The sequence below is a fragment of the Thioalkalivibrio sp. ALE9 genome (genome assembly GCF_000377445.1).
In the GTDB taxonomy this organism is placed as follows: domain Bacteria; phylum Pseudomonadota; class Gammaproteobacteria; order Ectothiorhodospirales; family Ectothiorhodospiraceae; genus Thioalkalivibrio.
Genome location: NZ_KB898123.1, coordinates 290,244 through 315,083 on the forward strand (window position 1 = coordinate 290,244; position 24,840 = coordinate 315,083).

Annotated in this window: 24 protein-coding genes; 17 read left to right on the plus strand and 7 right to left on the minus strand. The window is 68.4% G+C overall.

The genetic code is table 11. From position 1 onward, the window contains the following. Positions 1 to 51: 51 nt before the first annotated feature. The 4 genes from rpoH to ftsY all read right to left on the minus strand — a co-directional run bounded on the left by rpoH (position 52) and on the right by ftsY (position 3,661). Complete coding sequence (gene rpoH / locus D106_RS0104550) at positions 52 to 918, minus strand: RNA polymerase sigma factor RpoH (RefSeq protein ID WP_018879340.1); 867 nt, start codon at positions 916 to 918, stop codon at positions 52 to 54. Positions 919 to 1,039: 121 nt separating this feature from the next. After that, the gene (locus D106_RS0104555) at positions 1,040 to 1,969 is read right to left on the minus strand and encodes an ABC transporter permease (RefSeq protein WP_018879341.1); all 930 of its coding nucleotides are present in this window, start codon (positions 1,967 to 1,969) and stop codon (positions 1,040 to 1,042) included. After that, positions 1,966 to 2,643, minus strand: coding sequence for a cell division ATP-binding protein FtsE (gene ftsE, locus D106_RS0104560; RefSeq protein WP_018867762.1), 678 nt, complete (start codon positions 2,641 to 2,643; stop codon positions 1,966 to 1,968). The genes D106_RS0104555 and ftsE overlap by 4 nt, the downstream gene beginning before the upstream one ends. Positions 2,644 to 2,653: 10 nt before the next feature. Next, positions 2,654 to 3,661, minus strand: coding sequence for a signal recognition particle-docking protein FtsY (gene ftsY / locus D106_RS0104565; RefSeq protein WP_018867763.1), 1,008 nt, complete (start codon positions 3,659 to 3,661; stop codon positions 2,654 to 2,656). Positions 3,662 to 3,716: 55 nt separating this feature from the next. Between ftsY and D106_RS0104570 the strand changes: the two genes are divergently transcribed. The 14 genes from D106_RS0104570 to D106_RS0104635 all read left to right on the plus strand — a co-directional run bounded on the left by D106_RS0104570 (position 3,717) and on the right by D106_RS0104635 (position 18,664). Beyond that, complete coding sequence (locus D106_RS0104570) at positions 3,717 to 5,129, plus strand: pitrilysin family protein (RefSeq protein WP_026280562.1); 1,413 nt, start codon at positions 3,717 to 3,719, stop codon at positions 5,127 to 5,129. Positions 5,130 to 5,143: 14 nt separating this feature from the next. Next, positions 5,144 to 6,454: a pitrilysin family protein gene (locus tag D106_RS0104575; protein WP_018879343.1), complete on the plus strand. Its 1,311-nt coding sequence runs from the start codon at positions 5,144 to 5,146 to the stop codon at positions 6,452 to 6,454. Next, entirely contained in the window at positions 6,441 to 7,052 is a 612-nt protein-coding gene (gene rsmD, locus D106_RS0104580) for a 16S rRNA (guanine(966)-N(2))-methyltransferase RsmD (RefSeq protein WP_018879344.1), read from the plus strand. The genes D106_RS0104575 and rsmD overlap by 14 nt, the downstream gene beginning before the upstream one ends. A 179-nt stretch (positions 7,053 to 7,231) precedes the next feature. Further along, complete coding sequence (locus tag D106_RS0104585) at positions 7,232 to 8,854, plus strand: BCCT family transporter (RefSeq protein WP_018867767.1); 1,623 nt, start codon at positions 7,232 to 7,234, stop codon at positions 8,852 to 8,854. A gap of 9 nt (positions 8,855 to 8,863) precedes the next feature. Beyond that, the gene (locus D106_RS0104590) at positions 8,864 to 9,745 is read left to right on the plus strand and encodes an NAD(P)-dependent oxidoreductase (RefSeq protein WP_081618364.1); all 882 of its coding nucleotides are present in this window, start codon (positions 8,864 to 8,866) and stop codon (positions 9,743 to 9,745) included. Positions 9,746 to 10,112: 367 nt separating this feature from the next. After that, positions 10,113 to 10,319, plus strand: a complete 207-nt coding sequence (rpmE, locus tag D106_RS0104595) for a 50S ribosomal protein L31 (RefSeq protein WP_018867769.1) — start codon at positions 10,113 to 10,115, stop codon at positions 10,317 to 10,319. 49 nt (positions 10,320 to 10,368) lie between these two features. After that, positions 10,369 to 11,199, plus strand: a complete 831-nt coding sequence (locus D106_RS0104600; protein ID WP_018879346.1) for a hypothetical protein — start codon at positions 10,369 to 10,371, stop codon at positions 11,197 to 11,199. A 15-nt stretch (positions 11,200 to 11,214) separates the two neighbouring features. Further along, positions 11,215 to 12,081: a M48 family metallopeptidase gene (locus tag D106_RS0104605; protein ID WP_018867771.1), complete on the plus strand. Its 867-nt coding sequence runs from the start codon at positions 11,215 to 11,217 to the stop codon at positions 12,079 to 12,081. Between the two features lie 81 nt (positions 12,082 to 12,162). Then, positions 12,163 to 13,383: a malic enzyme-like NAD(P)-binding protein gene (locus D106_RS0104610; RefSeq protein WP_018867772.1), complete on the plus strand. Its 1,221-nt coding sequence runs from the start codon at positions 12,163 to 12,165 to the stop codon at positions 13,381 to 13,383. 30 nt (positions 13,384 to 13,413) lie between these two features. Continuing rightward, positions 13,414 to 14,337, plus strand: a complete 924-nt coding sequence (mdh, locus tag D106_RS0104615; RefSeq protein WP_018879347.1) for a malate dehydrogenase — start codon at positions 13,414 to 13,416, stop codon at positions 14,335 to 14,337. Next, entirely contained in the window at positions 14,321 to 15,277 is a 957-nt protein-coding gene (locus tag D106_RS0104620; RefSeq protein ID WP_018879348.1) for a 5'-3' exonuclease H3TH domain-containing protein, read from the plus strand. The genes mdh and D106_RS0104620 overlap by 17 nt, the downstream gene beginning before the upstream one ends. Further along, a complete protein-coding gene (locus tag D106_RS0104625; protein WP_018879349.1) occupies positions 15,274 to 15,933 on the plus strand; it encodes a DUF1007 family protein in 660 nt (219 codons plus the stop codon). The genes D106_RS0104620 and D106_RS0104625 overlap by 4 nt, the downstream gene beginning before the upstream one ends. 10 nt (positions 15,934 to 15,943) lie before the next feature. Further along, positions 15,944 to 16,483: a pseudouridine synthase gene (locus D106_RS0104630; RefSeq protein ID WP_018879350.1), complete on the plus strand. Its 540-nt coding sequence runs from the start codon at positions 15,944 to 15,946 to the stop codon at positions 16,481 to 16,483. A 114-nt stretch (positions 16,484 to 16,597) separates the two neighbouring features. Then, a complete protein-coding gene (locus tag D106_RS0104635; protein ID WP_018879351.1) occupies positions 16,598 to 18,664 on the plus strand; it encodes a transglycosylase SLT domain-containing protein in 2,067 nt (688 codons plus the stop codon). Between the two features lie 268 nt (positions 18,665 to 18,932). Here D106_RS0104635 and D106_RS0104640 read toward each other — a convergent pair whose 3' ends face one another. Next, positions 18,933 to 19,316 (minus strand): group III truncated hemoglobin, encoded by a 384-nt coding sequence (locus tag D106_RS0104640; RefSeq protein WP_018879352.1) that lies wholly within the window; start codon positions 19,314 to 19,316, stop codon positions 18,933 to 18,935. A 68-nt stretch (positions 19,317 to 19,384) separates the two neighbouring features. Here D106_RS0104640 and D106_RS0104645 point away from each other — a divergent pair, with 68 nt between their 5' ends. Continuing rightward, positions 19,385 to 20,293 (plus strand): fructosamine kinase family protein, encoded by a 909-nt coding sequence (locus D106_RS0104645; RefSeq protein ID WP_018879353.1) that lies wholly within the window; start codon positions 19,385 to 19,387, stop codon positions 20,291 to 20,293. Positions 20,294 to 20,897: 604 nt separating this feature from the next. Here the strand turns inward: D106_RS0104645 and proC are convergent. Together proC and D106_RS0104655 are read right to left on the minus strand one after the other, a co-directional pair. Continuing rightward, the gene (proC, locus tag D106_RS0104650) at positions 20,898 to 21,716 is read right to left on the minus strand and encodes a pyrroline-5-carboxylate reductase (RefSeq protein ID WP_018865969.1); all 819 of its coding nucleotides are present in this window, start codon (positions 21,714 to 21,716) and stop codon (positions 20,898 to 20,900) included. Between the two features lie 9 nt (positions 21,717 to 21,725). Then, positions 21,726 to 22,427, minus strand: coding sequence for a YggS family pyridoxal phosphate-dependent enzyme (locus D106_RS0104655; RefSeq protein ID WP_018865968.1), 702 nt, complete (start codon positions 22,425 to 22,427; stop codon positions 21,726 to 21,728). 141 nt (positions 22,428 to 22,568) lie between these two features. Here D106_RS0104655 and D106_RS0104660 point away from each other — a divergent pair, with 141 nt between their 5' ends. Beyond that, positions 22,569 to 23,603 (plus strand): type IV pilus twitching motility protein PilT, encoded by a 1,035-nt coding sequence (locus D106_RS0104660; protein ID WP_018865967.1) that lies wholly within the window; start codon positions 22,569 to 22,571, stop codon positions 23,601 to 23,603. Between the two features lie 53 nt (positions 23,604 to 23,656). Further along, entirely contained in the window at positions 23,657 to 24,829 is a 1,173-nt protein-coding gene (locus D106_RS0104665; protein WP_018865966.1) for a PilT/PilU family type 4a pilus ATPase, read from the plus strand. Positions 24,830 to 24,840: the final 11 nt, after the last annotated feature.

The window sequence follows — 24,840 nt, forward strand, 5'->3', positions numbered from 1 at the left end:
GCCGGGGCCTTTTTGCGTTCGGGGCCGGGATCGCCGGGCCGCAGGCCCGGGTCAGTCGTCGAAGGCGGCGCGGATGCGCTTGATTGCGTTGTTCTCGATCTGGCGGATGCGCTCCGCCGAGACGCCATATTCCGCAGCCAGTTCGTGCAGCGTCGCCTTCTGGTCCGCCATGTAGCGGCGCATCAGGATGTCGCGGGCGCGCTCGTCGAGTTCGCCCAGGGTCTGGCTCAGTCGCTCCTGGTAGTGACGGTCCCAGTCTTCGTCTTCGGTGACGTGCGCCGGGTCGTCGCTCAGGTCCTCCAGGCTCAGGCGTTCGGACGGGGCCTGGTAGCCCTGTTCGTCGTCCGCCTCGGGGCCCGGGTCGAAGCTCGCGTCCTGGCTCGACAGGCGGCGCTCCATCTCCCAGACGTCCTTCTCCGACACGCCCAGATCCTGCGCCACGGCGGAGACCTCGTTGTTCGACAGCCAGCCGAGGCGCTGCTTGGCGCTGCGCAGGTTGAAGAACAGCTTGCGCTGCGCCTTGGTCGTCGCCACCTTCACGATGCGCCAGTTGCGCAGGATGAACTCGTGGATCTCGGCGCGGATCCAGTGCACGGCGAAGGACACCAGGCGCACGCCCTGGTTGGGGTCGAAGCGGCGCACGGCCTTCATCAGGCCCACGTTGCCTTCCTGGATCAGGTCACCCAGCGGCAGGCCGTAGCCCTGGTAGCCGCGCGCGACGTGGATCACGAAGCGCAGGTTGTGCAGGATCAGCTGGCGCGCGGCATCGAGATCCTGGCGCTCGTGCAGCGCCACGGCCAGTTCGCGTTCCTGTTCGGCGTCCAGCACCTCGATGCGGCCGACGGCCTGCATGTAGTGATCGAGGTCGCCCACCGGTACGGGCATGTCGACGCGCGGGGTGGTCAGGGCCTGGGTCATGCGTGGTGATTCCTCCCGGTTCTATGGCTCTAGATTAGCAGTCTGAGGGTGAGAGTGCTAAACCCTGTAAAAGTTCCGGCTGTGTTCTGCCAACGCGAGCGTGTACATTAATCGCGTTTCATTAGGGCGCATCCCGCAGCGCATGACCGCTGCCCAGTCGGGCCCCCAGCCAGCCCAGGAGCAGCCCGGCCAGCAGCAGGGTGAGCAGATGGCTGCCTCCGGGGAGCGCGAGCTGGAACGGAAGGTCGAATGCCGCGGCCGCCTGTTCCAGGGGTGCCCGGCTGAGGCCGATCCCGACCAGCAGCAGGAGGCCGGCGAAGATCCCGCCCCCCAGCCCGGTGATCAGACCACCGTACAGCGACGGCCGCCGCAGGAAGCGGTGGGTGGCCCCGCTGATGCGCGAGATGGCGATCTCCTCGCGGCGTTCGCGCAGTTCGGAGGCGGTGGCCAGGGCCAGGATCAGCAGGGCCCCCAGACCCAGCAGTGCCCCGACGACCGCCAGGATGCGCAGCCCCAGCTGATGCAGGCTGTTGAGTTGCCGGACCCACTCGTCGTCGCTGACCACGGTGGCGCCCGGTGCCGTGTCGGCGAGCGCCTGGCGCAGGGCCGCGACGGTTTCCGGCTCGGCGGTGGCCGGGAGCACGTCCACGACATCCGGCAGGGGGTTGTCATCCAGCCAGTCCAGCAGGCCCGGGTCGCTCAGGCCCTCGCGGTAGCGTGCCAGGGCCTCGTCGGCGTCGATCCAGGTCCAGCGCTCGATCCGCGCATCCGTCTCCAGGTGGCGCTCGAGCGCCGCCACCGTGTCCGGCTCCACGGCATCGAGATAGAGGGCGATGCGCGGCTCGTGGTTGACGTGGGCGGACAATGCGCGCGCATTGTCCAGCAGGACCCAGAGGTAGGCGGGCAGGGCGAGGATGAACCCCAGCACGGCGATACTGATCAGGCTCAGGACGGGTGCCTGCAGGCGGCGCTGGAGGCTGCGCCGGGCGGCATCCCGGTGCGCCTCCAGCCAGGCCGGGACGGTGTCCAGGAGGCGGCGTCCGGGTTTCACGTCGCGGACTCCGCGGCGCCGCGCGCCTCGATGCGGCCGTCCTCCAGGTGCAGGACCGGCTTGCCCATGCGCTCCACCAGCCCCAGGTCGTGGCTGGCGATCAACGCGGTCATGCCGACCCGGTTGAAGTCGTCGAACAGCTGCAGGATCTCGCGCGACAGCGCCGGGTCAAGGTTCCCGGTGGGCTCGTCCGCCAGCAGCAGGACCGGGCGGTGGACGATGGCCCGGGCAATCCCGACCCGCTGCTGTTCCCCCGCGGACAGGGTGCGTGGGTTCACCGCCTCCTTGTGCAGCAGACCGACCTTGTCGAGGGCCGCGCGTACGCGCTTGCGCATCTCCGGGCGGCGATAGGCGAGGATCTCCAGCGGCAGGGCGACGTTGTCGAACACCGGACGGTCGAATAGCAGGCGGTGATCCTGGAACACCAGTCCGATACTGCGGCGAAAGCCGGGGATGGCGCGGCTGGAGAGGCGGTCGAGGTCGTGGCCGTTGACGCGGATGCGGCCGCGGGTGGGCCGCTCGAGCCCGGCGATCAGTCGCAGCAGCGTGCTCTTGCCGGCACCGGAGGGCCCGGTGATGAAGGCCATCGCGCCCGCATCCACGCGCAGGCTGACATTGCTGAGCGCCTCTGCCGCGCTGCCGAACCGCTTGGTGACGCGTTGCAGCTGGATCATCCGGAGCGGGTCAGTCGCTGTCGCGGCCGAGCAGGGCGCGGACGAAGGCGCGTGCATCGAAGACCTGCAGGTCCTCGGCCTTCTCTCCGACCCCGATGAAGCGCACCGGCACCCCCAGCTGTTCGGCCAGCGCGAACAGCACGCCGCCCTTGGCGGTCCCGTCCAGCTTGGTCACCACGATCCCGGTCAGGCCCAGCGCCTCGTGGAACTGGCGCGCCTGATTCAGCGCGTTCTGCCCGGTGCCGCCATCCACCACCAGCAGGACCTCGTCCGGGGCGTGTTCGTCCAGCCGCCCCATCACGCGTTTTACCTTGCGCACCTCGTCCATCAGGTTGGTCTGGGTATGCAGGCGCCCGGCGGTGTCCGCGATCATCACGTCGATGCCGCGCGCCTGCGCCGCCTGCAGCCCGTCGTAGACCACCGATGCGGAATCGGCTCCGGTGCCCTGGGCGATCACCGGGGCGTTGTTGCGCTCGCCCCAGGTCTGCAGCTGTTCCACCGCCGCGGCGCGGAAGGTGTCGCCGGCCGCCAGCAGCACCGAGCGGCCGTTGGCCTGGAGGTGGTGCGCCAGCTTGCCGATGGTGGTGGTCTTGCCGGCGCCGTTGATGCCGACCACGAGGATCGAGAACGGGCGTTCGGCCTCCGGGATCTCCAGCGGCTGCGAGACCGGCTCGAGGATCTCGATCATGGCCGCCTCGAGGGCGTCCATCAGGGCCTCGGCATCATCCAGCTGGCCGCGTTTTACCTCGCGGGTGATACGATCCATGATCCGCTGGGTCGCATCCAGGCCCACGTCCGCGAGGAGCAGGCGTTCTTCCAGCTCCTCGAACAGTTCGTCGTCGATCTTGCGCCGGAACAGCGACCCCAGATCGCCGCCCAGGGCCTGCCCGGTCTTGGCCAGGCCCTGGCGCAGGCGCTGGAACCAGCCCCCGCGGGCGGGCTTTTCCGGCTCGGCGTTCGCCGTCTCCGGCGGGGCGGCCGTGGAGTCTTCGGACTTCTTCTTGCGGAAACCGAACATGCTCGATGTGGTCAAGTAGAGAGTTCGCCAATGCTAGCACGAGGATTCATGAATCATGCGCGGTAAAAAACTGGTCACAGTGCTCATCACAGCGCTGGTGTGCGCCTGGCCGGCGGTCGGGTCGGCCGCGCCGCCGGAGATCGAATCGGACGTGGTCGAGGCCACGCTGGACAACGGGCTGACGGTGCTGGTGCTGGAGGACCGGCGGGCCCCGGTCGTGGCCAATATGGTCTGGTACCGGGTCGGCTCGGCCGACGAGCACAGCGGTGTGACGGGGATCTCGCACATGCTGGAGCACATGATGTTCCGCGGCTCCGAACGCTACGAGCCGGGCGAATTCTCGCGCATCATCTCGCGCCTGGGCGGACGCGAGAACGCCTTTACCGGTCGTGACTACACCAGCTACTTCCAGGTGATCGGGCGCGATCACTGGGAGACGGTGATGGCGATGGAGGCGGAACGCATGCAGAACCTTAAGCTGCAGGAAGACGAGTTCCGCCCGGAACTGAGCGTGGTCCAGGAGGAGCGCCGCCTGCGGGTGGAGGATCAGCCGAACGCCCTGCTGCGCGAGCAGCTGATGGCCACCGCCTTCTTCAACCACCCCTACGGCAACCCGGTGATCGGCTGGATGAGCGACATCGAGGCCTACACCCTGGAGGATAACCAGGCGTGGTACGACCGCTACTACCACCCCAACAATGCGGTCGTCGTGGTGGTGGGCGATGTCGACGCCGAGCGGGTGATCGACGCCGCCCGCGAGCACTTCGGCGACATCCCCGCCGGGGAGCTGCCGGAGGCGAAGCCGCGCAGCGAGACCCCGCAGAAGGGCGAGCGCCGTATCACGGTGGAGGCCCCGGCCGAACTCCCCTACCTGATGATGGGCTGGAAGACTCCGGTGCTGAACACCGTCGAGGATCCGGTGGATGCCTATGCGCTGATGGTGGCGGCCGGGATCCTCGATTCCGGCGAGGCCTCGCGCTTTGCCCGCGAGATCGTGCGCGGCGAGGAGCTGGCCGGCGCGACGTCGGCCCGCTACAGCCCCTTCAGCCGGCTGGATGACCTGTTCCTGATCGCGGCCGTGCCCACGGCGGATACCGACGTCGACACGCTGGAGGCCGCCCTGCTGGAACAGGTGGAGCGCCTGAAGGACGAGCCGGTCAGCGACAGCGAGCTCGAGCGGGTGCAGGCGCGGGTGATCGCCTCCGAGGTGTACCAGCGCGATTCGGTGCGCTCGCAGGCCTTCCAGCTGGGCATGCTGCAGACCATCGGGGTCGGCTGGCAGGAAGGCGATCGCTTCGTCGAGCGCGTGCGGGCGGTCACCGCCGAGGACGTGCAGCGCGTGGCCCGCGAGTATCTGGTGCCGCAGCGCCGCACGGTCGGGATCCTCGACCCGCAGCCCCTGGATGGCGAAGACCCGCCCGATCCGGGGGCGGCGCAACCCTATGGCGAAACCGCGGGGGGCATGTGATGACGGGAGGCAAGATGATGCGTGCAGGATGGCTGACGGCCTGCGTGTGGCTGCTGGCGCTGTCGCTGGCGCTGCCGGCCCAGGCGGTGGAGATCGAGCAGTGGGAGACCGACGAGGGCCTGCGTGTGCTCTATGTGGCCGCGCCGGACCTGCCGATGGTCGACCTGCGTCTTACGTTCGACGGCGGCGCCTCGCGCGACGGTGGCCAGCACGGCCTGGCCTCGCTGACCAGCAGCGCCCTGCGCCACGGCACGGAGGAGATGGATTCGGACGAACTGGCCGAGCGCTTCGAGTCGGTGGGCGCGCAATTCAGCACCAACTCGCTGCGCGACATGGCCATCGTCAGCCTGCGCAGCCTGACCGAGCCGGACTGGATGAATACCGCGGTGGAGACCCTGACCGCCGTGCTGGCCGCGCCGGCCTTCCCCGAGGCCGACTTCGAGCGGGCACGGCGCCAGGCCCTGCAGGGGCTGCAGCGCGAGCGCCAGGACCCGGGCAGCGTCGCCAGCCGGCGCTTCTACGAACTGATGTATGGCGACCACCCCTACGCCAACTGGCCGGGCGGCGAGCGCGAGAGCCTGGAGGCCCTGGCGCCGGCGGATGCCCGTGCGTTCTATGAGCGCTTCTACACCACCGGAAACGGTGCCCTGGCGATCACCGGCGGGTTGAGCCGCGAGGAGGCCGAGACGGTGGCCGACCGGATCTCCGCGGCGCTGCCGCAGGGGGCGGCGGCGGAGCCGCTGCCGGCCGTGGAGCCGCGTGACGAGCCGGTGGAGGAACGCATCGAGTTTCCCTCCGAGCAGGCCCATATCCTGATGGGCGCCCCGGCGCTGCGACGTGGCGACGAGGATCATTACGCCCTGACGCTTGCCAATCACGCCTTCGGGGGCGGCGGCTTTACCTCGCGGCTGTTTCGGGAGATCCGCAGCCAGCGTGGTCTGGCCTATTCCGTGAGCAGTCGCCTGCAGCCGATGGCGGCCGAGGGCCCCTTCCGGATCGGGATGCAGACCGGCGTGGACCAGGCGGACGAGGCGGTGACCGCCCTGCGCGAGGCGCTCGTGCGCTGGCACGCCGACGGGGTCGATGCCGAAGAACTCGAGGCCTCGCGCGAGAATGTGGTCAACAGCTTCCCGCTGTCGCTGGCCTCGAACAGCGATATCGTCGGATTGCTGGGGATGATGGCCTTCTACGACCTGCCGCTGGACTACCTGGAGCGCTACATCGAGCGCATGGAGGCGGTGGAGCTGGATGAACTGAATGCCCGGCTGCGCGAGCGCATCAACCCGGATGCGATGGTCACGGTGATCGTGGGTGGGCAGGAGTAGGCGGGCCCCCGCCGGGCGCCCGGCGCGCATCCGCATCATCGGCGGCGCCTGGCGGCGACGCTGGCTGCCGGTCCCTGCGGTGGGCGGCCTGCGGCCGACTGCCGATGCCCTGCGCGAGACGGTGTTCAACTGGCTGCAGCCCCGGTTGCCGGGCGCAAGGGTGCTGGACCTGTTCGCCGGAACCGGGGCGCTGGGGCTGGAGGCGGCCTCGCGCGGGGCCGATGCGGTGCTGCTGGTCGAGCGCGATGCGCGCGCCGCGGCCCAGCTCCAGGCCAACTGCGAGACCCTGGGCGCCGGGCAGGTCAGCGTGCGTCGGGATGACGCCCGGCGCCTGCTGGCCGGCCCACCCCCCGAGGGCCTTGCCTACGATCTCGTGCTGGTGGACCCGCCGTTCGGGCAGGGGCATGTCCCACCGGTGCTGGAGGCCCTGCTCGCGCAGGGCTGGCTGCACGCCGACAGCCGGGTTTATGTGGAGCTCGAGTCCGAGGCGGATCTCGCCTTTCTCGCCGCGGGGGGCTGGCAGATCGAGCGCGAGCGCCAGGGCGGGCAGGCTCGGGCCCTGCTGCTGGCCCGGAATTCGACCCGCGCCGAGGCGTGAGGCCGCGCGGGCCGTGACGCCTGTCGCGGTTTTGCAGTGCGGCGAGTCTTTCGCTACGGTGATGCTGTCCCACCTACCGCGACAACGCCCATCGGGCGCCTCCCCGCGCGGCTTCCGGAAAACTCCGGAACCGGACCGCTCGGTCTTGCGCTTGCCACAGGAACAAAAGGGGAAACCGAATGGATGAGCAGTCCACCCCGGGTCTGACGCAAACCCGCCTCGGCGGCTTTGGCGTGATCTGCAGCCCGGTCTTCTATACCGCCAGCCTGATAATCGCAGCCTTCGTGGCTTTCGGGGCCATCTTCCCGGATCGCGCCGAGGCGATCTTCGAGCAGCTCCAAAGTGGCATCGGGGAGTATCTCGGCTGGTATTACATGCTGGTCGTGACGGTGTTCCTGGTCTTTTCCCTGTATCTGATGTTCAGCCGCTACGGCGGCGTGCGCCTGGGCGACCAGTTCGAGACCCCGCGTTTCAGCTACGCCGCGTGGTTCGCGATGCTGTTCTCCGCGGGCATGGGGATCGGGCTGCTGTTCTGGAGCATCGCCGAGCCGATGTTCCACTACCTCAGCCCGCCGCATGCGGAGGGCGAGAGTGCCGAGGCGGCCACCGAGGCCATGCGCTACACCTTCTTCCACTGGGGCCTGCACGCCTGGGCGATCTACATCGTCGTTGGCCTGTCGCTGGCGTACTACGCCTACCGCCACAACCTCCCGCTGCTGATCCGCTCGTCGCTGTACCCGTTCATCGGTGATCGGATCTATGGTCCGTGGGGACATCTCGTCGACGTGGTAGCGCTGTTCGGCACCATGTTCGGGGTGGCCACCTCGCTGGGCCTTGGCGTCATGCAGATCAACTCGGGCCTGAACTTCGTGTTCGGGATCGAGGAATCCACCTTCATGCAGATCGTCCTGGTCGCGATCATCACCCTGATTGCCGTCGTCTCGGTGGCGCTGGGTGTGGACAAGGGCATCAAGCGCCTGTCCAACTTCAATATTGGCCTGGCGGCGATCCTGATCGCCCTGCTGCTGGTGATGGGGCCGACCCTGTTCATCCTGCGTCTGCTGGTGGAAAGCACCGGCGTCTATGTGCAGTCCCTGCCTGAAATGAGCCTGTGGGCCGACACCATCGAGGACTCCGGCTGGGCCACCTCCTGGACCATCTTCTACTGGGGCTGGTGGATCTCCTGGGCCCCGTACGTCGGTATGTTCATCGCGCGGGTCTCGCGCGGGCGCACCATTCGCGAGTTCGTCGCCGGGGTGCTGCTGGCCCCGACCGCCGCGGCCTTCGTCTGGCTGGCCGTGTTCGGGGGTACCGCGATGAGCTACGAGCTCGACGGCGTTGCGGACCTGGCCGGCGCCGTTTCGGAAAACGTGTCCACCGCGCTGTTTGTCACCCTCCAGGCCCTGCCGCTCTTCGACTGGCTGGCCGTGGCGGTGATGGCGGCGGCGACGCTGCTGATCGTGACGTTCTTCGTGACCTCCTCGGACTCCGGTTCGCTGGTCATCGACACCCTGGCCTCCGGCGACGTGCGTAACCCGACCGTCACCCAGCGCGTGTACTGGGCCATCCTCGAAGGGGTGGTCGCCTCCATCCTGCTGCTGGCGGGCGGACTGGCCGCGCTGCAGGCGGCCGCGATCAGTGTCGGTCTGCCGTTCTCGGTCATCATGCTGATCATGGTGATCGGCCTGTGGCGAAGCTTGCACCAGACCGAGGCGGTCACGCCGAGCAAGTACCAGAAGGAGGCCCCGCCGCCGCATACCCTGCTCGGGTACACGGATGATCTGGACGACAAGATCAAGTAGGGGGTCAGCATGACTGCGTCCCGAGTGGCGCTGCTGGGATGCGGGCTCATGGGGCAACCCATGGGCCTGCGTCTTTTGCAGGCCGGATTTCCCGTGGTGGCCTACAACCGCACGGTCGCTCGCGCGAGCGATCTGGCGGCCGAGGGGGTCACCGTCCACAACGCCCCCGCCGCGGCCGTCGCGGAGGCCGATGTGCTGGTGCTGATGCTCAGCGATGCCGGCGCCATTGGCGCGGTGCTCGACGAGCTGCCGGACGGGGCGCTGGACGGGCGCTGCGTGATCCAGATGGCGACCATCCTGCCGGCCGAGAGCCGGGCCCTGGCACAGCGGGTCCGCGCCGCCGGGGCTGACTACCTGGAGGCGCCAGTGCTGGGCTCCATCCCGGAGGCGCGCGATGGACGGCTGTTGATCATGGCGGGTGCCGACCGCGAGGCGGACTTTGTCCGGGCGCGGCCGGTGCTGGCGGCCCTGGGCGAGACGCCCCGGCACGTCGGCGCCGTGGGGCAGGGGGCGGCTCTGAAGCTCGCCTTCAACCAGCTGATTGCGAGCCTGACCGCTGCGTTTTCCCTCAGCCTGGGGCTGGTGCGGCGCGAGGGCGTGGAGGTGGATACCTTCATGGACATCCTGCGTGACAGCGCCCTGTACGCCCCGACCTTCGACAAGAAGCTGGGCAAGATGGTCTCCGGCGACTTCGGCACGGCCAATTTTCCGGTCAAGCACTTGCTGAAGGATGTGCGCCTGACCGAGCAGGCGGTCGAGGATGCCCATCTGGTGGGCCCATGGTTGCCGTTGCTGGCGGATCTGCTGGATCGGGCGCAGGCCCAGGGCCTGGCGGACGCGGATTACTCTGCCATCTACACGGCGATTGTCCCGGACTCGCCAGGGCGATGAGGGCGGACCGCGGCTTTATGCACAGCCGTCTCCGCAGTCCGAGCGGGTACGCCTGTGTCCGTCAGGGACGCCGGGTCGTGGTGGTTTTCGGAGAGTAAAACAATTGAGATCAAGGTGTTGCGTGGGTTTTTTGTCTCATCGGTGGCGGCGCCCCTTGACGTCCCGCGAGCGTCTCGTTCCGGGGGCGACAATTCGTCCACAAAGTTATCCACAGGTTGTTCGGTGGGCAAAACCACGTGGCCATTCAGGGGTTTGCCGCCTGGATTTCAAATGCCCTGCCCAAATGGCACCGTAAACCGGTCTTGCGCTGAAGGCCCGGAGCCGGCTATCCTATTGGACTTTTCGCCAGAACCTGCGTGAGCCGACCATGAAAGCCGACATCCATCCGAACTACCACAACGTCAAGGTTATCTGCAGCTGCGGTACGCAGTTCGAGACCCGCTCCACTCTCGCCTCCGGCGACGAGATGCATGTGGACGTGTGCTCGCAGTGCCACCCGTTCTACACCGGCAAGCAGAAGATCGTTGATACCGCCGGCCAGGTCGACAAGTTCAACCGCCGCTTCGCATTCTGAAGCCGCGGCGCGCCGTCAGGCGCGCAACGCGACCGGGTGCGTGACCGCGATGGCGGGCCGTGTCCGAACCGACGAGGGCGTCCTGCGGGGCGCCCTCGTCTGCGTTGTGGGGGCCGTGCTCCTGCTGCTGGCCGGAATGGCTGCGGCGGAGTGCCGGCTGGCGGATCAGGACCCGCGCGGGTTGCAGAAGGTCGAGGTCGAGCGTGTCGTGGGGTTCGACCGGTTGCACCTGGCCGATGGGCGGACGATCCGCCTGATCGGTCTGGCCCCGGCCGCCCCGTTGCCGGAGGCCTTGACTCCGCTGCGCGATCTGCGCCTGCATGAGGGAATACGTGAAGCCCTTGAAACCCGCCTGGCTGCGGCGGGGCAGCGCCTGACGCTGCGCCCCGCGGACCCCGCGCGGGACCCGGGAGGTACCCCGCGCATGCATGCCTGGAGTGAAGATGGCGTCTTGCTGGCGGCGGATCTGATCGCGGCGGGCGCGGCGATGCCGCGGCCCGGGCCGCGACCGGTGCCGCTGGATGCCTGCCTGTACGCGGCCGAGGCCGAGGCGCGAGCCGCAGAACGGGGGCTGTGGCTGGAGCGCCCGGCGGCCATGCCCGCCCGGGTACTGGATCCGCTGGATGGCGCGCTGCGTCAGGGCCGGCTGCGGGTGATGGCCGAGGTGACCGCGGTACGCGCGACCGGGCGCCACTGGGTGCTGGTGCTGGAGGGCCCCCTGGATTTGCTGATCCGCGGGGATGACCGCGATCATTGGCCCGAGCTGGATCCCGAATCCTTGATTGGTGAGGCGGTGGTCGCGCGCGGTCAGGTGTATCCTTGGAGAGACCGACTCCGGATGCGCATTCGGCATCCGCTCGATCTCGAGGTAGAGGACTAGCGAGGTGCTGGAATAATGCGTGCGTTTCCCAAGTCGTGGCGGCCGGTCCGCGGTCGCCTGGGCTCTCTGCTCCTGGCGGTGCTGGTTGCCGGTGGCCTTGCGGTGGCGATCCCCGGGTGCACCACCAACCCGGTGACCGGTCGCTCGCAGCTGATGCTGGTCTCCGAGAGCCAGGCCATCAGTGCCTCGCGTACCGCCTACGTGGAGATGCTGGCACCGGCACGGGAGGAAGGCCGGATCAATGCCGACCCCGAGATGACCGCGCGAGTGCATGGCATTACCGAAAAGGTCGTCGCCCAGGCCGTGAAGTACCGCTCCGAGACCGCGGACTGGGACTGGGAGATCGTGGTCATCGAGGCCCCGGACACCATCAACGCGTTCGCCATGGCGGGCGGCAAGATGGCGATCTACTCGGGCATCATCGAGCAGCTGGAGCTGACCGACGACGAACTGGCCCAGATCATCGGGCACGAGATCGCCCATGCGCTGTCGGCCCACACCGCGGAGAAGATGTCGGTGGCGCTGGCCAGCAACATGGCGGTTGCCGGCTACGCCATGACGGGGGATCGTTCGCAGATTGCCCTGACCGGGGCGGCGCTGGGCGCGGCACTGGCGGTCCAGCTGCCGCACAGTCGCGCGATGGAGGCCGAGGCCGACGAGATCGGTATGGAGCTTGCGGCCCGCGCGGGTTATAACCCCGACGCCGCGGCGAGCCTGTGGCGCAAGATGGCGGCCCAGTCCAACGGGCGCCACCCGGTCTTCCTCAGTACCCACCCGGCGCCGGAGTCGCGCCAGCGTGACCTCACCCGGATGGCCGATCGCTTCCGGCCACTGTACGAAGAGGCGCGCAACAGCCGCGTCCCCACGCACCCGGTCAACTGAAGGATCTCTTCCGTCGCCCGGACTCGCGCCGGGCGGCACGCCGTTTATTTGTTCCCGATCGAAAAAAGGCCCCGCTACACCATGTCCAAGGATTTCAATCAGCGCGCGCTGGAGTACCACGAACAGCAGCCAGCCGGAAAACTGGCCATCCAGGTCACCAAGCCCACGGCGACCCAGGACGACCTCTCCCTGGCCTACTCGCCGGGTGTCGCCGCGCCGGTGCGCGCGATCGCCGAGGATCCGGAGCTGGCCTATCGCTATACCGGCAAGGGCAATCTGGTCGCGGTGATCACCGACGGGACCGCCGTGCTGGGGCTGGGTAACGTCGGTGCCCTGGCCTCCAAGCCGGTGATGGAGGGCAAGGGCGTGCTGTTCAAGACCTTCGCCAATATCGACGTCTTCGATATCGAGGTGGACGCCCCGCAGCCGGAGGACTTCATCAACACCGTCGCGCGCATCGCCGGCGGGTTCGGCGGCATCAACCTCGAGGATATCGCGGCGCCGCACTGCTTCGAGATCGAGCGTCGCCTGTCCGAGCGCCTGGACATCCCGGTCTTCCACGATGATCAGCACGGCACTGCGATCATCACCGCGGCCGGCCTGGTCAACGCGCTGGAGATCCAGGGCAAGAAGCTCAGTGAGGCGAAGATCGTCTGCGTCGGCGCGGGCGCCGCCGGGATCGCCTCCATGCAGTTGCTGGTCCGCCTGGGCGCGGCCAAGAAGAACCTGTACATGGTGGATCGCAAGGGCGTGATCCACAGCCAGCGCGACGACCTGAACGAGTACAAGCAGATCTTCGCGGTGGACACCGAGGCGCGCAGTCTGGCGGATGCCTGCCGTGACGCCGATGTCTTCATCGGCCTGTCCGGTCCGGACCTGCTGACCCCGGAGATGCTGCGGTCCATGGCGCCGAAGCCGGTGGTCTTCGCGCTGTCCAACCCGGACCCGGAGATCCGCCCGGAGCTTGCGCACGAGACCCGCGATGACCTGATCATGGCCACCGGGCGCTCGGACTACCCGAATCAGGTGAACAACGTGCTCGGCTTCCCGTTCATCTTCCGCGGCGCGCTGGATGTGCGCGCGCGGACCATCAACGACGAGATGCTGGTCGCGGCGGTCCACGCGCTCGCCGGGCTGGCCCGCGAGCCGGTACCGCAGTCCGTGCTGGATGCCTACGGGCGGGATGCGCTCGAGTTCGGCCCGCACTACATCCTGCCGACCCCGTTCGATCCGCGCCTGATCGACACCGTGCCGCAGGCGATCAGTCAGGCCGCCCGCGACAGCGGGGTCGCCCGCCTGTAGTTCGCCCCAACCGCAGAGGAGGAGCAGCGCATGCAGAAGATCGCCATCGTCGGCGCCGGACGCGTCGGTGAAGCCACCGCCCAGTTCCTCGCGCGGCGTGACGTCGCCCGCGAGATCGCGTTGCTGGATGTGCGCGAGGGCGCGGCGGCCGGTGCCGCCCTGGATATCCAGGAGACCGCGCCGCTGCTGCGCTTCGACACCCGCCTGAGCGGCAGCCACGAGCCCTCGGTGATCGCCGGTGCCGAACTGGTGATCATCACGGCCGGGTTGCCGCGCAAGCCCGGCATGTCGCGCTCCGACGTGCTGGACAAGAACGTCGAGATCCTCGACCTGATCCTGCAGGACATCCTGGTCCATGCCCCGCAGAGCCGCATCCTGGTGGTCTCCAACCCGGTGGACGTGCTGACCTACCGCGCCTGGCAGAAGACCGGCTGGAGCCGCGACCGGATATTCGGCCAGGCCGGGGTGCTGGATACCTCGCGCATGGCCGCCTTCATTGCGCTGGAGACCGGGTTGTCCACCCACGACATCCAGGCGCTGGTACTGGGCGGCCATGGCGATGCGATGGTCCCGATGCTGCGCTATTCCTCGGTCAACGGGGTGCCGCTGCATCACTTCATGGACCAGGCCGCGCTGGACAACATCGTCGAGCGCACCCGCCACGGCGGGGCCGAGATCCTCGCCCTGAAACAGACCTCCAGCGCCTACGGCGCCCCGGCCGCGGCCATCGCCGAGATGGTCGAAGCGATCGCCCTGGATCGGCGCCGGGTGCTGCCCACGGTTGCGCTGCTGGACGGCGAATACGGCGAGCGCGATGTCGCCATGGGCGTACCCTGTATCCTCGGTCAGGGCGGCATGGAACGCGCCATCGAGCTGGATCTGAACGCCGAGGAGCGCGCCGCCTTCGACCAGTCGATCGCCGGGGTGCGGAAGGACCTTGAACGCCTCGCCTGAATCCGCGCCGCTCCCGGATGCGCCACGGCCGACCCTGACGCTGATCGACAGCAGCATCTTCGTCTTCCGTGCCTGGTTCGCGCGCGGCCTGGATCCCGACCCGCAGGGCCGCCCGGGCGGCGCGCTGCACGGCCTGGTCCATTCGCTCTGTCAGTGGTTGCCGGCCTGCGCGCCGGGGCCCGTGGCGTTCTGCCTCGACACCGGGCTGCGCCGGGGCTTTCGTCACCGCATCGATCCGGCCTACAAGGCCCATCGCCCGCCGGCACCGCCGGAGCTGCGTGAGCAGTTCGAACGGATCCGCGAGCTTCTGGGAAGGCTCGGCTTCACGACTCTGGCCGACCCGGAATACGAGGCCGATGACCTGATCGCCAGTCTGGCCCGCTCCGGCCGCGCGGCCGGGTATCGCATCGACGTGAAGAGTGCGGACAAGGATCTGACCCAGGTCATCCTGGGGGGTGCGGACCGGTTGCACGACCCGGAACGCGGGGCCGACCTCGATCGCCGCGCGATCGAGAAGCGCTTCCGCATCCGCCCGGAGCAGGTCGCCGACATGCTGGCGCTGGCCGGCGATGCCAGCGACAACATCCCCGGCATCGACGGCGTGGGCCCGAAGACTGCCGCGCGCATCCTGCGCCGGCTGCATGACCTGGACACCGTGCTGGCGGACCCGGCGGCGGTGGCCCGCTGCAATATCCGTCGCGCGCCCGCAGTGGCGGCCGCAGTCGCCGCGAATGCCGAAAGCCTGCGCCGGGCGCGTCGCCTGACCGGACTCGCGGACCGTATCCCGGGCCTGCCGGCGGTCCGACACTTGCGGCCCCGGGGCCCGGACCCGGATACGCCCGCCTGGCTGCGGGAGCTGGGGGTGGCCCCGGCCTATCACGCGTCGCTGCTGGCCGCCGCCAATGCCTGGCTCCGGGCCGATACGAGACAGAGCGCATGAACCGAAACCGGATATTCCCCGCGATCCTGATCCTGATGGCGCTGGTACTACTGCCGGTCGCCGTACAGGCCCACCCGCACGCCTGGATCGACCTGCGCATTAGTTTCGAGCGCGATGCCGACGGGCAGATCACCCACATGCTCCACCACTGGCGCTTCGACCCGACCTACGGGCAATACCTCTATGACGACGCCCAGGAACACCAGTCCGGTGACACCCCGGAGGCGCGCCTGCAGGGGCTGGCGACCGAAATCCTCGACAACCTCGACGAGTACCGCTGGTACAGCCACCTGAAGGTGGAAGGCGAGGCGATCGCAATCGCCGCCGCCGGGGCGCCGCGCATGGCGATGGAGGACGGCTTGTTGCAGTTCCGTTTCCGGCTGGAGCTGGAGACCCCCGTGGATCCCGCCCTCGCACCGCTGGAGTACAAGGTCTACGACCCGACGTATTTCATCGAGATCCTGCACGAGGAGCCCCACGGCACGCGTATTGTCGATGCCTCCGGCCTGGTGGATGCGACCTGCCAGGCGCAGCTCGAGCGTCCGCGCCCGGATCCGGCCATGGTGGCGCGCGCGATGGCGCTGGACTACGGCGCCAGCGTCGATTACGACCTCGGTCGCTACTTCGCCGAGCGCGTCACCCTGCGCTGCGACTGACGCGCCGTTCATGGCCCGGATTGTCCTGTTCCACAAGCCCTGGGGTGTGCTGCCGCAGTTCACCGACCCCGAGGGGCGACCGACGCTGGCCAACTACATCAAGATCCCCGGCGTTTATCCGGCCGGACGCCTCGACCGCGACAGCGAGGGCCTGTTGGTCCTGACTGACGACGGCCGCCTGAACGCGCGCCTGACCCAGCCGCAGCACAAGACCAGCAAGACCTACTGGGTCCAGGTCGAGGGCGAGCCCGACGATGCCGCGCTCGCTGCCCTGCGCGAGGGCGTCGAGCTGAAGGATGGCCTCACGCGCCCGGCGAAGGTGGAGCGCATGGATCCACCGGATCTTCCGGAGCGGGATCCGCCGGTGCGTTTCCGCCGCCATATCCCGACCCGCTGGCTGGCCATCACCCTGCGCGAGGGGCGCAATCGCCAGGTGCGCCGGATGACCGCAGCAGTGGGTCACCCGACCCTGCGGCTGGTGCGCTACCGGGTCGGCTCCTGGACCCTTGACGGCCTGGCGCGCGGCGAGTCACGCGTGCTGGAGTCCTGATCCGGCCGCCTTCCTGCCGGAACTGCCGGCATGCCCCCGCGAAACCGGCCGGAACCCGTTGCAAGCGCCCCGGGGCTGGCCGATCATGAAGAACCATTGATGCGAGGGCAGGGCATGCGCCTTTCCAGGAACGTAATCGTCGGGCTGGCCGGCCTGTTGCTGGCCCTGGCCGCGTCGCTGCCGGCGGCGGCCGCGGAGGACGACCGCTACGTCTTCGAGCGCAGTCTGTTCCTGCTGGCGGAGCGGGCGCTGAACCGAGGCGACATGACCGCCTACCGCGCCGCGCGCAGCACCCTGACCGGCTATCCGCTGACCCCCTATCTGGATTACCGCGAACTCGCGCGCAATCTCGGTCGCGCCGAACCGGACGCCGTGCGCGACTTCGTGCGCGAACATGACGACACCCCGCTGGCCGCGCGGCTGCGCAGTAGTTACCTGACGCACCTCGCGCGCGAGGAACAGTGGGAGGACTACCTTGAGTTTGTCGCGGCCACCGGGGCGAAGCCGTCGCTGTCGGTCGAGCAGGACTGCTATCGGCGCCAGGCGCTCTTGAAGGCCGGCGACCGCGATGCCGCGCTGGAAGACATGGAGTCCATCTGGTTGCACGGACAATCCCGCCCGTCCGCCTGCGACCCCGTGCTGGCCGCCTGGCGCGACGCCGACGGTCTGACCGGCGAGCTTGCCTGGGAGCGTTTCGAGCTTGCCGTAAAGGCTGGCCAGACCGGTCTTGCCCGTTATCTGCGGCGCTATCTGGCGGATGCCGATCGCCGCTGGGCGGAACGCTGGCTGGACCTGGCCAGCCGCCCCGCGCGGGTGGTGGAGGTCGACTTCCAGGCCGACGATCACCGCTCGGCCGAGGCGCTGCTGGAGCGGGCCTTTACCCGCTGGGTCCGACAGGATCTGGACGCCGCGCTGGAAGGTTGGGAGGCGTCCGGGGACGCGCTCGGGCTGTCGACCGAGGCCGCCGGGCGCGTGCAGCACGCACTTGCCCTGCGTCTGGCCCTGCGCTATCGCCCCGAGGCCCTGGACTTCATGGCCCGCCTGGAACCCGAGGTGTTCGATACTCAGTTGCGCCAGTGGCAGGTGCGGGCGGCCCTGTACGAGCGCGACTGGGCGACGGTGATGGATGCGATCCGCGCCATGGATCGCGACGTGCGTGACGAGGCGGCGTGGCAGTACTGGTACGCCCGGGCGCTGGAGCAGACCGAGTCGCTGGAGGCTGCCCGGCGCTTCTACGAGCGCGCCGCCCGCGAGCGCAACTTCCACGGCTTCCTGGCCGCTGACCGGCTGGGCCAGCCCTACCGTATCGGGCATGAGCCCCTGGTGCTGGACGACGGGCGCCGGGCGGCCATGCGTGAGCATGCCGGCATGCAGCGCATGCGCGAGCTGGTTCGCCTGGATCGCTACGCCGAGGCCCGCCGCGAGTGGACCCATGCGATCGCGGGCTGGGATACGCCGGAACTGGAGTCGGCGGCGCGCACCTTCGCCGACTGGGGCTGGCATGACCGCGCGATCTTCACCGCCGCGCGGGCGCGCAACTGGGACGACATCGAACTGCGCTTCCCGCTGGCCTTTGACGACCTCATCGTGACCGGGGCCCGCGAACAGGCCATCGACCCGGCCTGGGCCATGGCCATCGCGCGCCAGGAGAGCGCGTTCCTGCATGACGTGCGTTCCGGGGCCGGCGCGCTGGGGATCATGCAGGTGATGCCGGCGACCGGCCGCTCGATCGCCTCGGCGGCCGGGGTACGGGTGAACTCCGACTGGGACATCCTCGACCCGGCGACCAACGCCCGGCTCGGGACCTACTACCTGCGGCGCAACCTCGACCGCTTTGGCGGTCACAGCCTGCTGTCCACCGCGGCCTACAACGCCGGGGCCCACCGCGTGCGTTCCTGGCTGCCGGAGGATCGGGCGATGGACCCGGATATCTGGGCCGAACTGATCCCGTTCTCCGAGACTCGCGATTACATTCGCCGGGTGTTTGCCTACCGTATCCTGTACGCGGTGCGCCTGGGGCAGGAGCCGCCGTCGCTGTCCACGCTGCTGTATCCAGTCACGCCGCAGGACCGCCTGGCCGCCAGCCGCGAACGCCACCTGGCCGCCCTGCCGGGCGATGCGGGCATCACCCTCAGCCGCGCCTTCTGCGACGCCCCGGGCTACACCGAAAACGCCTGCTAGGGCGTCTGTTCACCACGAAGCTCACGAAGACACGAAGAAGGGCCAGTTCAAAAGCGATTCACAGGAAGGTTGGAAGATCGGAAGGAGGAAAATGGGTTGAGGGGCTGGGGCCGCCGCTGGGTGCTGGCGTCAGCCGCGACCGCAAAGGCAACAGCGCGGGGCCGCCCCCGCAGCCGCCCCACAAGACCTCTTCCTGACTTCCCTTCTTCCTGTAAAACTGCCCTTGACCTTCTTCGTGCGCTTCGTGGTGAAGAACAGGGTGCTGGAACTAGCCGCGGATGATGTCCTCGCGCATGCGGCTGGCGATGCCGTCGGCCAGTTGCTGCCATTCGGCCGCCAGCGGGGCCTCCAGGTGTTCTTCGGTGGTGGCCTTGAAGTGGCGCATCCAGATGGCCAGGTCGGCCTCGGTCAGGTTCAGCGGCGCGTGCTTGCCGACCATGTCGATGGTCGGCGGCTGTTCCAGGCGCCCGCCCAGGTTCTGGTACCAGAAATCGGCGATCCGGTTCACGTGATCCGGGAAGTCCTGAATGCGCTCGAAGTGATGACCGATCTCGGGGTCGGCCGAGAGGCGGCGGTAGAAGTCGTCGATCACCGCGCGGATGCGCTCGGCGCCGATCTTGTCGCACAGGGGTTCGAGCTTGCGAAAGGCCATGGGGGTCTCCTGACGAATCCTGCGTCAGCCGGTACCCTGCATGTTGCAGAGCAACCCGGATGCCGAGGATGAACCGATTCGATTCAGCGGGCCCCGATGCCGTGACGGCGGCGGTGGCCCAGTGCATTGCCGACCATACCGGAACGCCGTTCGAGCCGACAGGAAGCCAGGCCTGTTCCGGGGGCTCCATCAACCAGGCGCAGCGCCTGACCGGGACCGACGGGCGTCGCTTCTTCGTCAAGCTGAGCGGGGGCGATGGCGCCGCGATGTTCGCCGCCGAGGCGCGCGGCCTGGAAGAACTCGCGCGCTGCGAACGGCTGAAGATCCCCGAGGTGGTGGGGACTGGCTCCGCCGGCAGTACCCACTTCCTGGTGATGGAGGATCTCGCGCTGGGCGGGCGTCGCGACGGTGTGGCCCTGGGGCACGGGATCGCCGACATGCACCAGAAGACCCGGACGCGCTTCGGGCTGGATCACGACAACTTCATCGGCAGCACCCCGCAGTCGAATACCGAGCACGACGACTGGGTCTCGTTCTATCGCGACGAGCGCCTGGGCTTCCAGCGCCGGCTGGCGCGCGAGCGCGGGGCCTCGCGCTCGTTGCTGGGGGTGCTGGAGGAGCTGGAGGCCTCCCTGGACGGCTTCTTTGTCGACTACCGCCCCGAGCCATCGCTGCTGCACGGCGACCTGTGGAGCGGCAACTGGGGATTCCTGGCGGACGGGCGCGCGACGATCTTTGATCCGGCGGTGTACTACGGCGACCGCGAGGCCGATCTGGCAATGATGGAGCTGTTCGGCCACCCCGGGCAGGACTTCGTGGCCGCGTACGAGGAGATCCTGCCCATCGACCCGGGCTATGGCGTGCGCCGTACGCTCTACAACCTTTACCACATCCTCAACCACGACCACCTGTTCGGCGGCGGCTACGGCGCCCAGGCCGAGCGCATGATCCGCCAGCTCCTCGCCGAACTGCGCTGACGGCCCACGTCGAGACTTTGAAAGGCAAGGGCGGTTTTACCACGAAGCTCACGAAGTCACGAAGAAGGTCAAGGGCGGGTTTACAGGAAGAAGGGAAGTCAGGAAGAGGTCTTGTGGGGCGGCTGTGGGGCGCGGCCCCGCGCTTTTGCCTTTGCGGTCGCGGCTGGCGCCGGCCTCAGCCCCCAACCCATTTTCCTCCTTCCGAACTTCCTGTGAATCGCTCTTGACCTGGCCCTTCTTCGTGCCTTCGTGCGCTTCGTGGTGAACTAGGGAGACGCTGACTTAATCGCACGTCCGCGTTGGTGCCCCCCCAGTTGTTCGAGACAATCGTTCCGAGACAAGGCGCGTCGTGCAGCGGGTAGTGGTTCTACCCGCAAGCGGCGCAACGCAGGATCGGGCCATATTCATTCAGAATCGGGGGGCACCAACCCCACAAGCTATTGAAAGCAGGGGCTCGGCCGCCCGTTGTTGATCAAAAACGGGCGCGGGAACGGCGTTGCGGTTCCCTTGTGCAGAATGACTGCACGGCAGTCACCGCGCCTTGTTCGCACGCAAAAGCGACTCGAGCGCGGACGTGCGATTAAATCAGCGTCTCCCTGGGGTTTCAGCGGCCGAGTTCGCGCGAGCGGTCGGCGGCCGCGGTCATTGCGCGGCGCATCAGGTCGCGCAGGTCGCCGTCCTCCAGTACCTGCAGGGCGCGTTCAGTGGTGCCCCCGGGGGAGGTCACGCGGTGGCGCAGTTCGGCGGGGCTCTCGTCGCTCTCGGTGGCCAGGCGGGTGGCGCCGGCGAGGGTGCCCAGGGTCAGCTCCAGTGCGGTATCGGCCGGCAGGCCCAGCGACTGCGCCGCCTCCTGCATGGCCTCGATCATCAGGAACACGTAGGCAGGCCCGCTGCCGGAGGTGGCGGTCACCGCGTGCATCTGCTCCTCGTCCTCGACCCAGATCGCGCGTCCGACCGCTTCCAGTAGCCGGGTCGCGGTGGTGTGGTCCGCGGGGCCGGCGGTGGGGGCGGCGTACAGCCCGGTGACCCCGGCGCCCACCAGGGCCGGGGTGTTCGGCATCGCCCGGACCAGGCGCGTGGCGTCGCCCAGCCAGCCGGCCAGCTGGGCTGTGGTGATGCCCGCGGCCACGGAGATCACCAGGGGCTCGCCGCGGGACACCGCCTCGCGCAGGGTCGGGGCCAGATCCGGGAGGGTCTGCGGCTTGACGGCGAGGACCAGGGTGGCGGCTTCGGCGGCCAGTTCCGTGGCCTCGGCACTGGCCAGACCCGGGTAGCGGGCCTGCAGGTCGCGCACGCGCTCGGCGCTCTTGTCGGCGATCGCGATGCGTTCGGCGGCGTGGCCGGACTGGACCAGCCCCTGGATCAGGGCCTCGCCCATGTTGCCGGCCCCGATGAAGCCGACCTCGAAGCGGTGTTCCGTCATGCAGACTCCTTATTTGGGTGGACGCGGGCCGAACAGGGCGGTGCCGACCCGCACCAGGGTGGCGCCTTCGAGGATCGCGGCCTCGAGATCGCCGGACATGCCCATGGACAGGGTGTCGAGTGTATGCCCCTGGCTGTTCAGGGTATCGCGCAGTGCGCGCAGGCGCGCAAAGGGTTCCCGCTGGCGCCGCGGGTCGTCCTCGGCGGCGGGGATGGCCATCAGGCCGCGCAGTTCCAGTCCCGGCAGGTCACGCACGGCATTGGCCAGGGTGGCGGCCTCGGCGGGCGCCACGCCGGCCTTCTGCGGTTCTTCGCTGATGTTGACCTGCAGGCAGATCTGCAGCGGCGGCAGGCCCGCCGGGCGCTGGTCCGACAGGCGCCGCGCGATGCGTTCGCGATCGACGGTATGCACCCAGGCCGCCCGCTCGGCCACCGCGCGGGTCTTGTTGCCCTGCAGTGCGCCGATGAAGTGCCATTCGAGTCCGAGCGGCGCCGGGGGTGCCTCCAGGGCGTCGTACTTGTCCACCAGCTCGGGCACGTAGTTCTCGCCGAACGCAGACTGGCCGCAGGCATGCAGGGCGCGGATCTCGTCCGCGTCGCGCGTCTTGCTGACGGCCAGCAGCCGGACCGTATCCGGGTCGCGTCCGGCCTCGCGGCAGGCGGCGTCGATACGGGTCCGAACGGTGCTCAGGGCATGGTCTGGTGTGGTCATTTCCCTATGATATAGTCCGGAAGAACACAAGGTCACCGCGGATTTTTACGCGGCCCTTCATCAAGCGACAGGGCGTGGTGGTTGCGGCTGCCACCCGGGTGCTGGCGCGCCTTGGCGTGGCGCCCGACAACAGGGGGATGCATGGATATCACGCAGTTGCTGGCCTTCGCGGTCAAGAACGGGGCCTCGGACCTGCACATCTCCGCCGGCATGCCGCCGATGGTGCGCATCGACGGCGACATGCGCCGGGTGAATGTGCCGGTCATGGACCACAAAGAGGTCCAGGGCCTGATCTACGACATCATGAACGACCGTCAGCGCAAGGACTACGAGGAGTTCCTGGAGACGGACTTCTCGTTCGAGGTCTCCGGGCTGGCGCGCTTCCGTGTCAATGCCTTCAACCAGGACCGCGGCGCGGCTGCGGTGTTCCGGACCATCCCCTCCAAGGTCCTGACCCTCGAAGAGCTGGGCGCCCCGCGCATCTTCGAGGAGATCTCGAACTACCCGCGCGGCATCGTGCTGGTCACCGGCCCCACCGGCTCGGGCAAGTCCACCACGCTGGCGGGCATGGTCAACCACCGCAACGAGAACGACTACGGGCATATCCTCACCATCGAGGACCCGATCGAGTTCGTGCACGAATCGAAGAAGTCGCTGGTCAACCAGCGCGAGGTGCACCGCGATACCCACGGTTTCAGCGAGGCCCTGCGTTCGGCGCTGCGCGAGGACCCGGACACGATTCTGGTGGGCGAGCTGCGCGACCTCGAGACGATCCGCCTGGCGCTGACCGCGGCCGAGACCGGGCACCTGGTGTTCGGCACCCTGCATACAAGCTCCGCGGCCAAGACCATCGACCGTATCGTCGACGTGTTCCCGGCGGCGGAGAAGGACATGGTCCGCGCGATGCTGTCGGAGTCGCTGCGCGCGGTCATCGCGCAGACCCTGATGAAGAAGATCGGTGGCGGCCGGATCGCGGCGCACGAGATCATGCTCGGCACGCCGGCGATCCGGAACCTGATCCGCGAGAACAAGATCGCCCAGATGTACTCGACCATCCAGACCAGTGCCGGCACCGGCATGCAGACGCTCGACCAGTGCCTGAAGGACATGCTGGCGCAGGGCGTGATCAGTCGCGAGGATGCTCGCCGCAAGGCGGCCAACCCGGATTCCATTTGATCGAGACGGCCCGCTTGGCGTGAACGCCGCACCGGGTATCAGGGGAGAACGCCATGGATCGTGACAAGGCGATCAAGTACATGCATGACCTGCTGCGGGCCCTGGTGGACCGGGGCGGGTCGGACCTGTTCATTACTGTGGGGATGCCGCCGGCGGCCAAGATCGACGGCCGCGTGGTGCCGATGACCGAGCAGAAGCTGACGCCCTCGCACACCCAGGCGCTGGTGCGCTCGCTGATGAACGACAAGCAGTCGGCCGAGTTCGAGCGCCACCAGGAGTGCAACTTCGCGATCGGCCTGCAGGGTGTGTCGCGTTTCCGCGTGAATGTCTTCACCCAGCGCGGCAGCCCGGGCATGGTGCTGCGCACCATCAATTCGGTGATCCCGAAATTCGAGGACATCCAGATGCCGCCGCAGCTGGAGAAGATCACCCAGGAGCGTCGCGGGCTGGTGATCTTCGTGGGCGGTACCGGGTCGGGCAAGTCCACCTCGCTGGCGGCGATGATCGGCTACCGCAATCGCACCACGGCCGACCACATCGTCACCATCGAGGATCCGATCGAGTTCGTGCACGAGCACGACAAAAGCATCATCACCCAGCGCGAGGTCGGGGTGGACACCGAGAACTACGAGATCGCGCTGAAGAACACCCTGCGCCAGGCCCCGGACGTGATCCTGATCGGCGAGATCCGCGACCGCGAGACCATGGACTACGGCATCGCCTTCGCCGAGACCGGTCACCTGTGCCTGTCCACGCTGCATGCCAACAGCACCAACCAGGCGCTGGACCGGATCATCAACTTCTTCCCCGAGGACCGGCGCGAGCAGCTGCTGATGGACCTGTCGCTGAACCTGAAGGCGGTGATCTCGCAGCGCCTGGTGCGCAAGGAGAGTGGCGAGGGTCGGGTGCCGGCGGTGGAGATCATGATCAACACCCCGTTGATGTCGGACCTGATCCTGAAGGGCGAGGTACACGAGATGAAGGAGCTCATGTCGCGCTCGCGCGAGCAGGGCATGCAGACCTTCGACCAGGCCCTGTTCGATCTCTACGAAAATCGCCAGATCAGTTACGACGAGGCTCTGCGCAACGCCGACTCGGTGAACGATCTGCGCCTGCGCATCAAGCTCGACAGCCAGCGTGCCCAGGATGACGGCGCGCCCGCGGTGAAGGATGAAGGCGAGGGTCTGGCGGTCGACGAGCGCGCCGAGGACTTCAACCTGCGCTAGCGCGTCGGGTC

What these genes read in the sequence shown, in the direction of transcription:
- rpoH (WP_018879340.1), bottom strand. Translation starts at nt 918, where the DNA reads ATGACCCAGGCCCTGACCACCCCGCGCGTCGACATGCCCGTACCGGTG.
- ftsE (WP_018867762.1), bottom strand. Translation starts at nt 2,643, where the DNA reads ATGATCCAGCTGCAACGCGTCACCAAGCGGTTCGGCAGCGCGGCAGAG.
- ftsY (WP_018867763.1), bottom strand. Translation starts at nt 3,661, where the DNA reads ATGTTCGGTTTCCGCAAGAAGAAGTCCGAAGACTCCACGGCCGCCCCG.
- D106_RS0104570 (WP_026280562.1), top strand. Translation starts at nt 3,717, where the DNA reads ATGCGCGGTAAAAAACTGGTCACAGTGCTCATCACAGCGCTGGTGTGC.
- D106_RS0104575 (WP_018879343.1), top strand. Translation starts at nt 5,144, where the DNA reads ATGATGCGTGCAGGATGGCTGACGGCCTGCGTGTGGCTGCTGGCGCTG.
- D106_RS0104585 (WP_018867767.1), top strand. Translation starts at nt 7,232, where the DNA reads ATGGATGAGCAGTCCACCCCGGGTCTGACGCAAACCCGCCTCGGCGGC.
- D106_RS0104590 (WP_081618364.1), top strand. Translation starts at nt 8,864, where the DNA reads ATGACTGCGTCCCGAGTGGCGCTGCTGGGATGCGGGCTCATGGGGCAA.
- rpmE (WP_018867769.1), top strand. Translation starts at nt 10,113, where the DNA reads ATGAAAGCCGACATCCATCCGAACTACCACAACGTCAAGGTTATCTGC.
- D106_RS0104600 (WP_018879346.1), top strand. Translation starts at nt 10,369, where the DNA reads ATGGCGGGCCGTGTCCGAACCGACGAGGGCGTCCTGCGGGGCGCCCTC.
- D106_RS0104605 (WP_018867771.1), top strand. Translation starts at nt 11,215, where the DNA reads ATGCGTGCGTTTCCCAAGTCGTGGCGGCCGGTCCGCGGTCGCCTGGGC.
- D106_RS0104610 (WP_018867772.1), top strand. Translation starts at nt 12,163, where the DNA reads ATGTCCAAGGATTTCAATCAGCGCGCGCTGGAGTACCACGAACAGCAG.
- mdh (WP_018879347.1), top strand. Translation starts at nt 13,414, where the DNA reads ATGCAGAAGATCGCCATCGTCGGCGCCGGACGCGTCGGTGAAGCCACC.
- D106_RS0104625 (WP_018879349.1), top strand. Translation starts at nt 15,274, where the DNA reads ATGAACCGAAACCGGATATTCCCCGCGATCCTGATCCTGATGGCGCTG.
- D106_RS0104630 (WP_018879350.1), top strand. Translation starts at nt 15,944, where the DNA reads ATGGCCCGGATTGTCCTGTTCCACAAGCCCTGGGGTGTGCTGCCGCAG.
- D106_RS0104635 (WP_018879351.1), top strand. Translation starts at nt 16,598, where the DNA reads ATGCGCCTTTCCAGGAACGTAATCGTCGGGCTGGCCGGCCTGTTGCTG.
- D106_RS0104640 (WP_018879352.1), bottom strand. Translation starts at nt 19,316, where the DNA reads ATGGCCTTTCGCAAGCTCGAACCCCTGTGCGACAAGATCGGCGCCGAG.
- D106_RS0104645 (WP_018879353.1), top strand. Translation starts at nt 19,385, where the DNA reads ATGAACCGATTCGATTCAGCGGGCCCCGATGCCGTGACGGCGGCGGTG.
- proC (WP_018865969.1), bottom strand. Translation starts at nt 21,716, where the DNA reads ATGACGGAACACCGCTTCGAGGTCGGCTTCATCGGGGCCGGCAACATG.
- D106_RS0104655 (WP_018865968.1), bottom strand. Translation starts at nt 22,427, where the DNA reads ATGACCACACCAGACCATGCCCTGAGCACCGTTCGGACCCGTATCGAC.
- D106_RS0104660 (WP_018865967.1), top strand. Translation starts at nt 22,569, where the DNA reads ATGGATATCACGCAGTTGCTGGCCTTCGCGGTCAAGAACGGGGCCTCG.
- D106_RS0104665 (WP_018865966.1), top strand. Translation starts at nt 23,657, where the DNA reads ATGGATCGTGACAAGGCGATCAAGTACATGCATGACCTGCTGCGGGCC.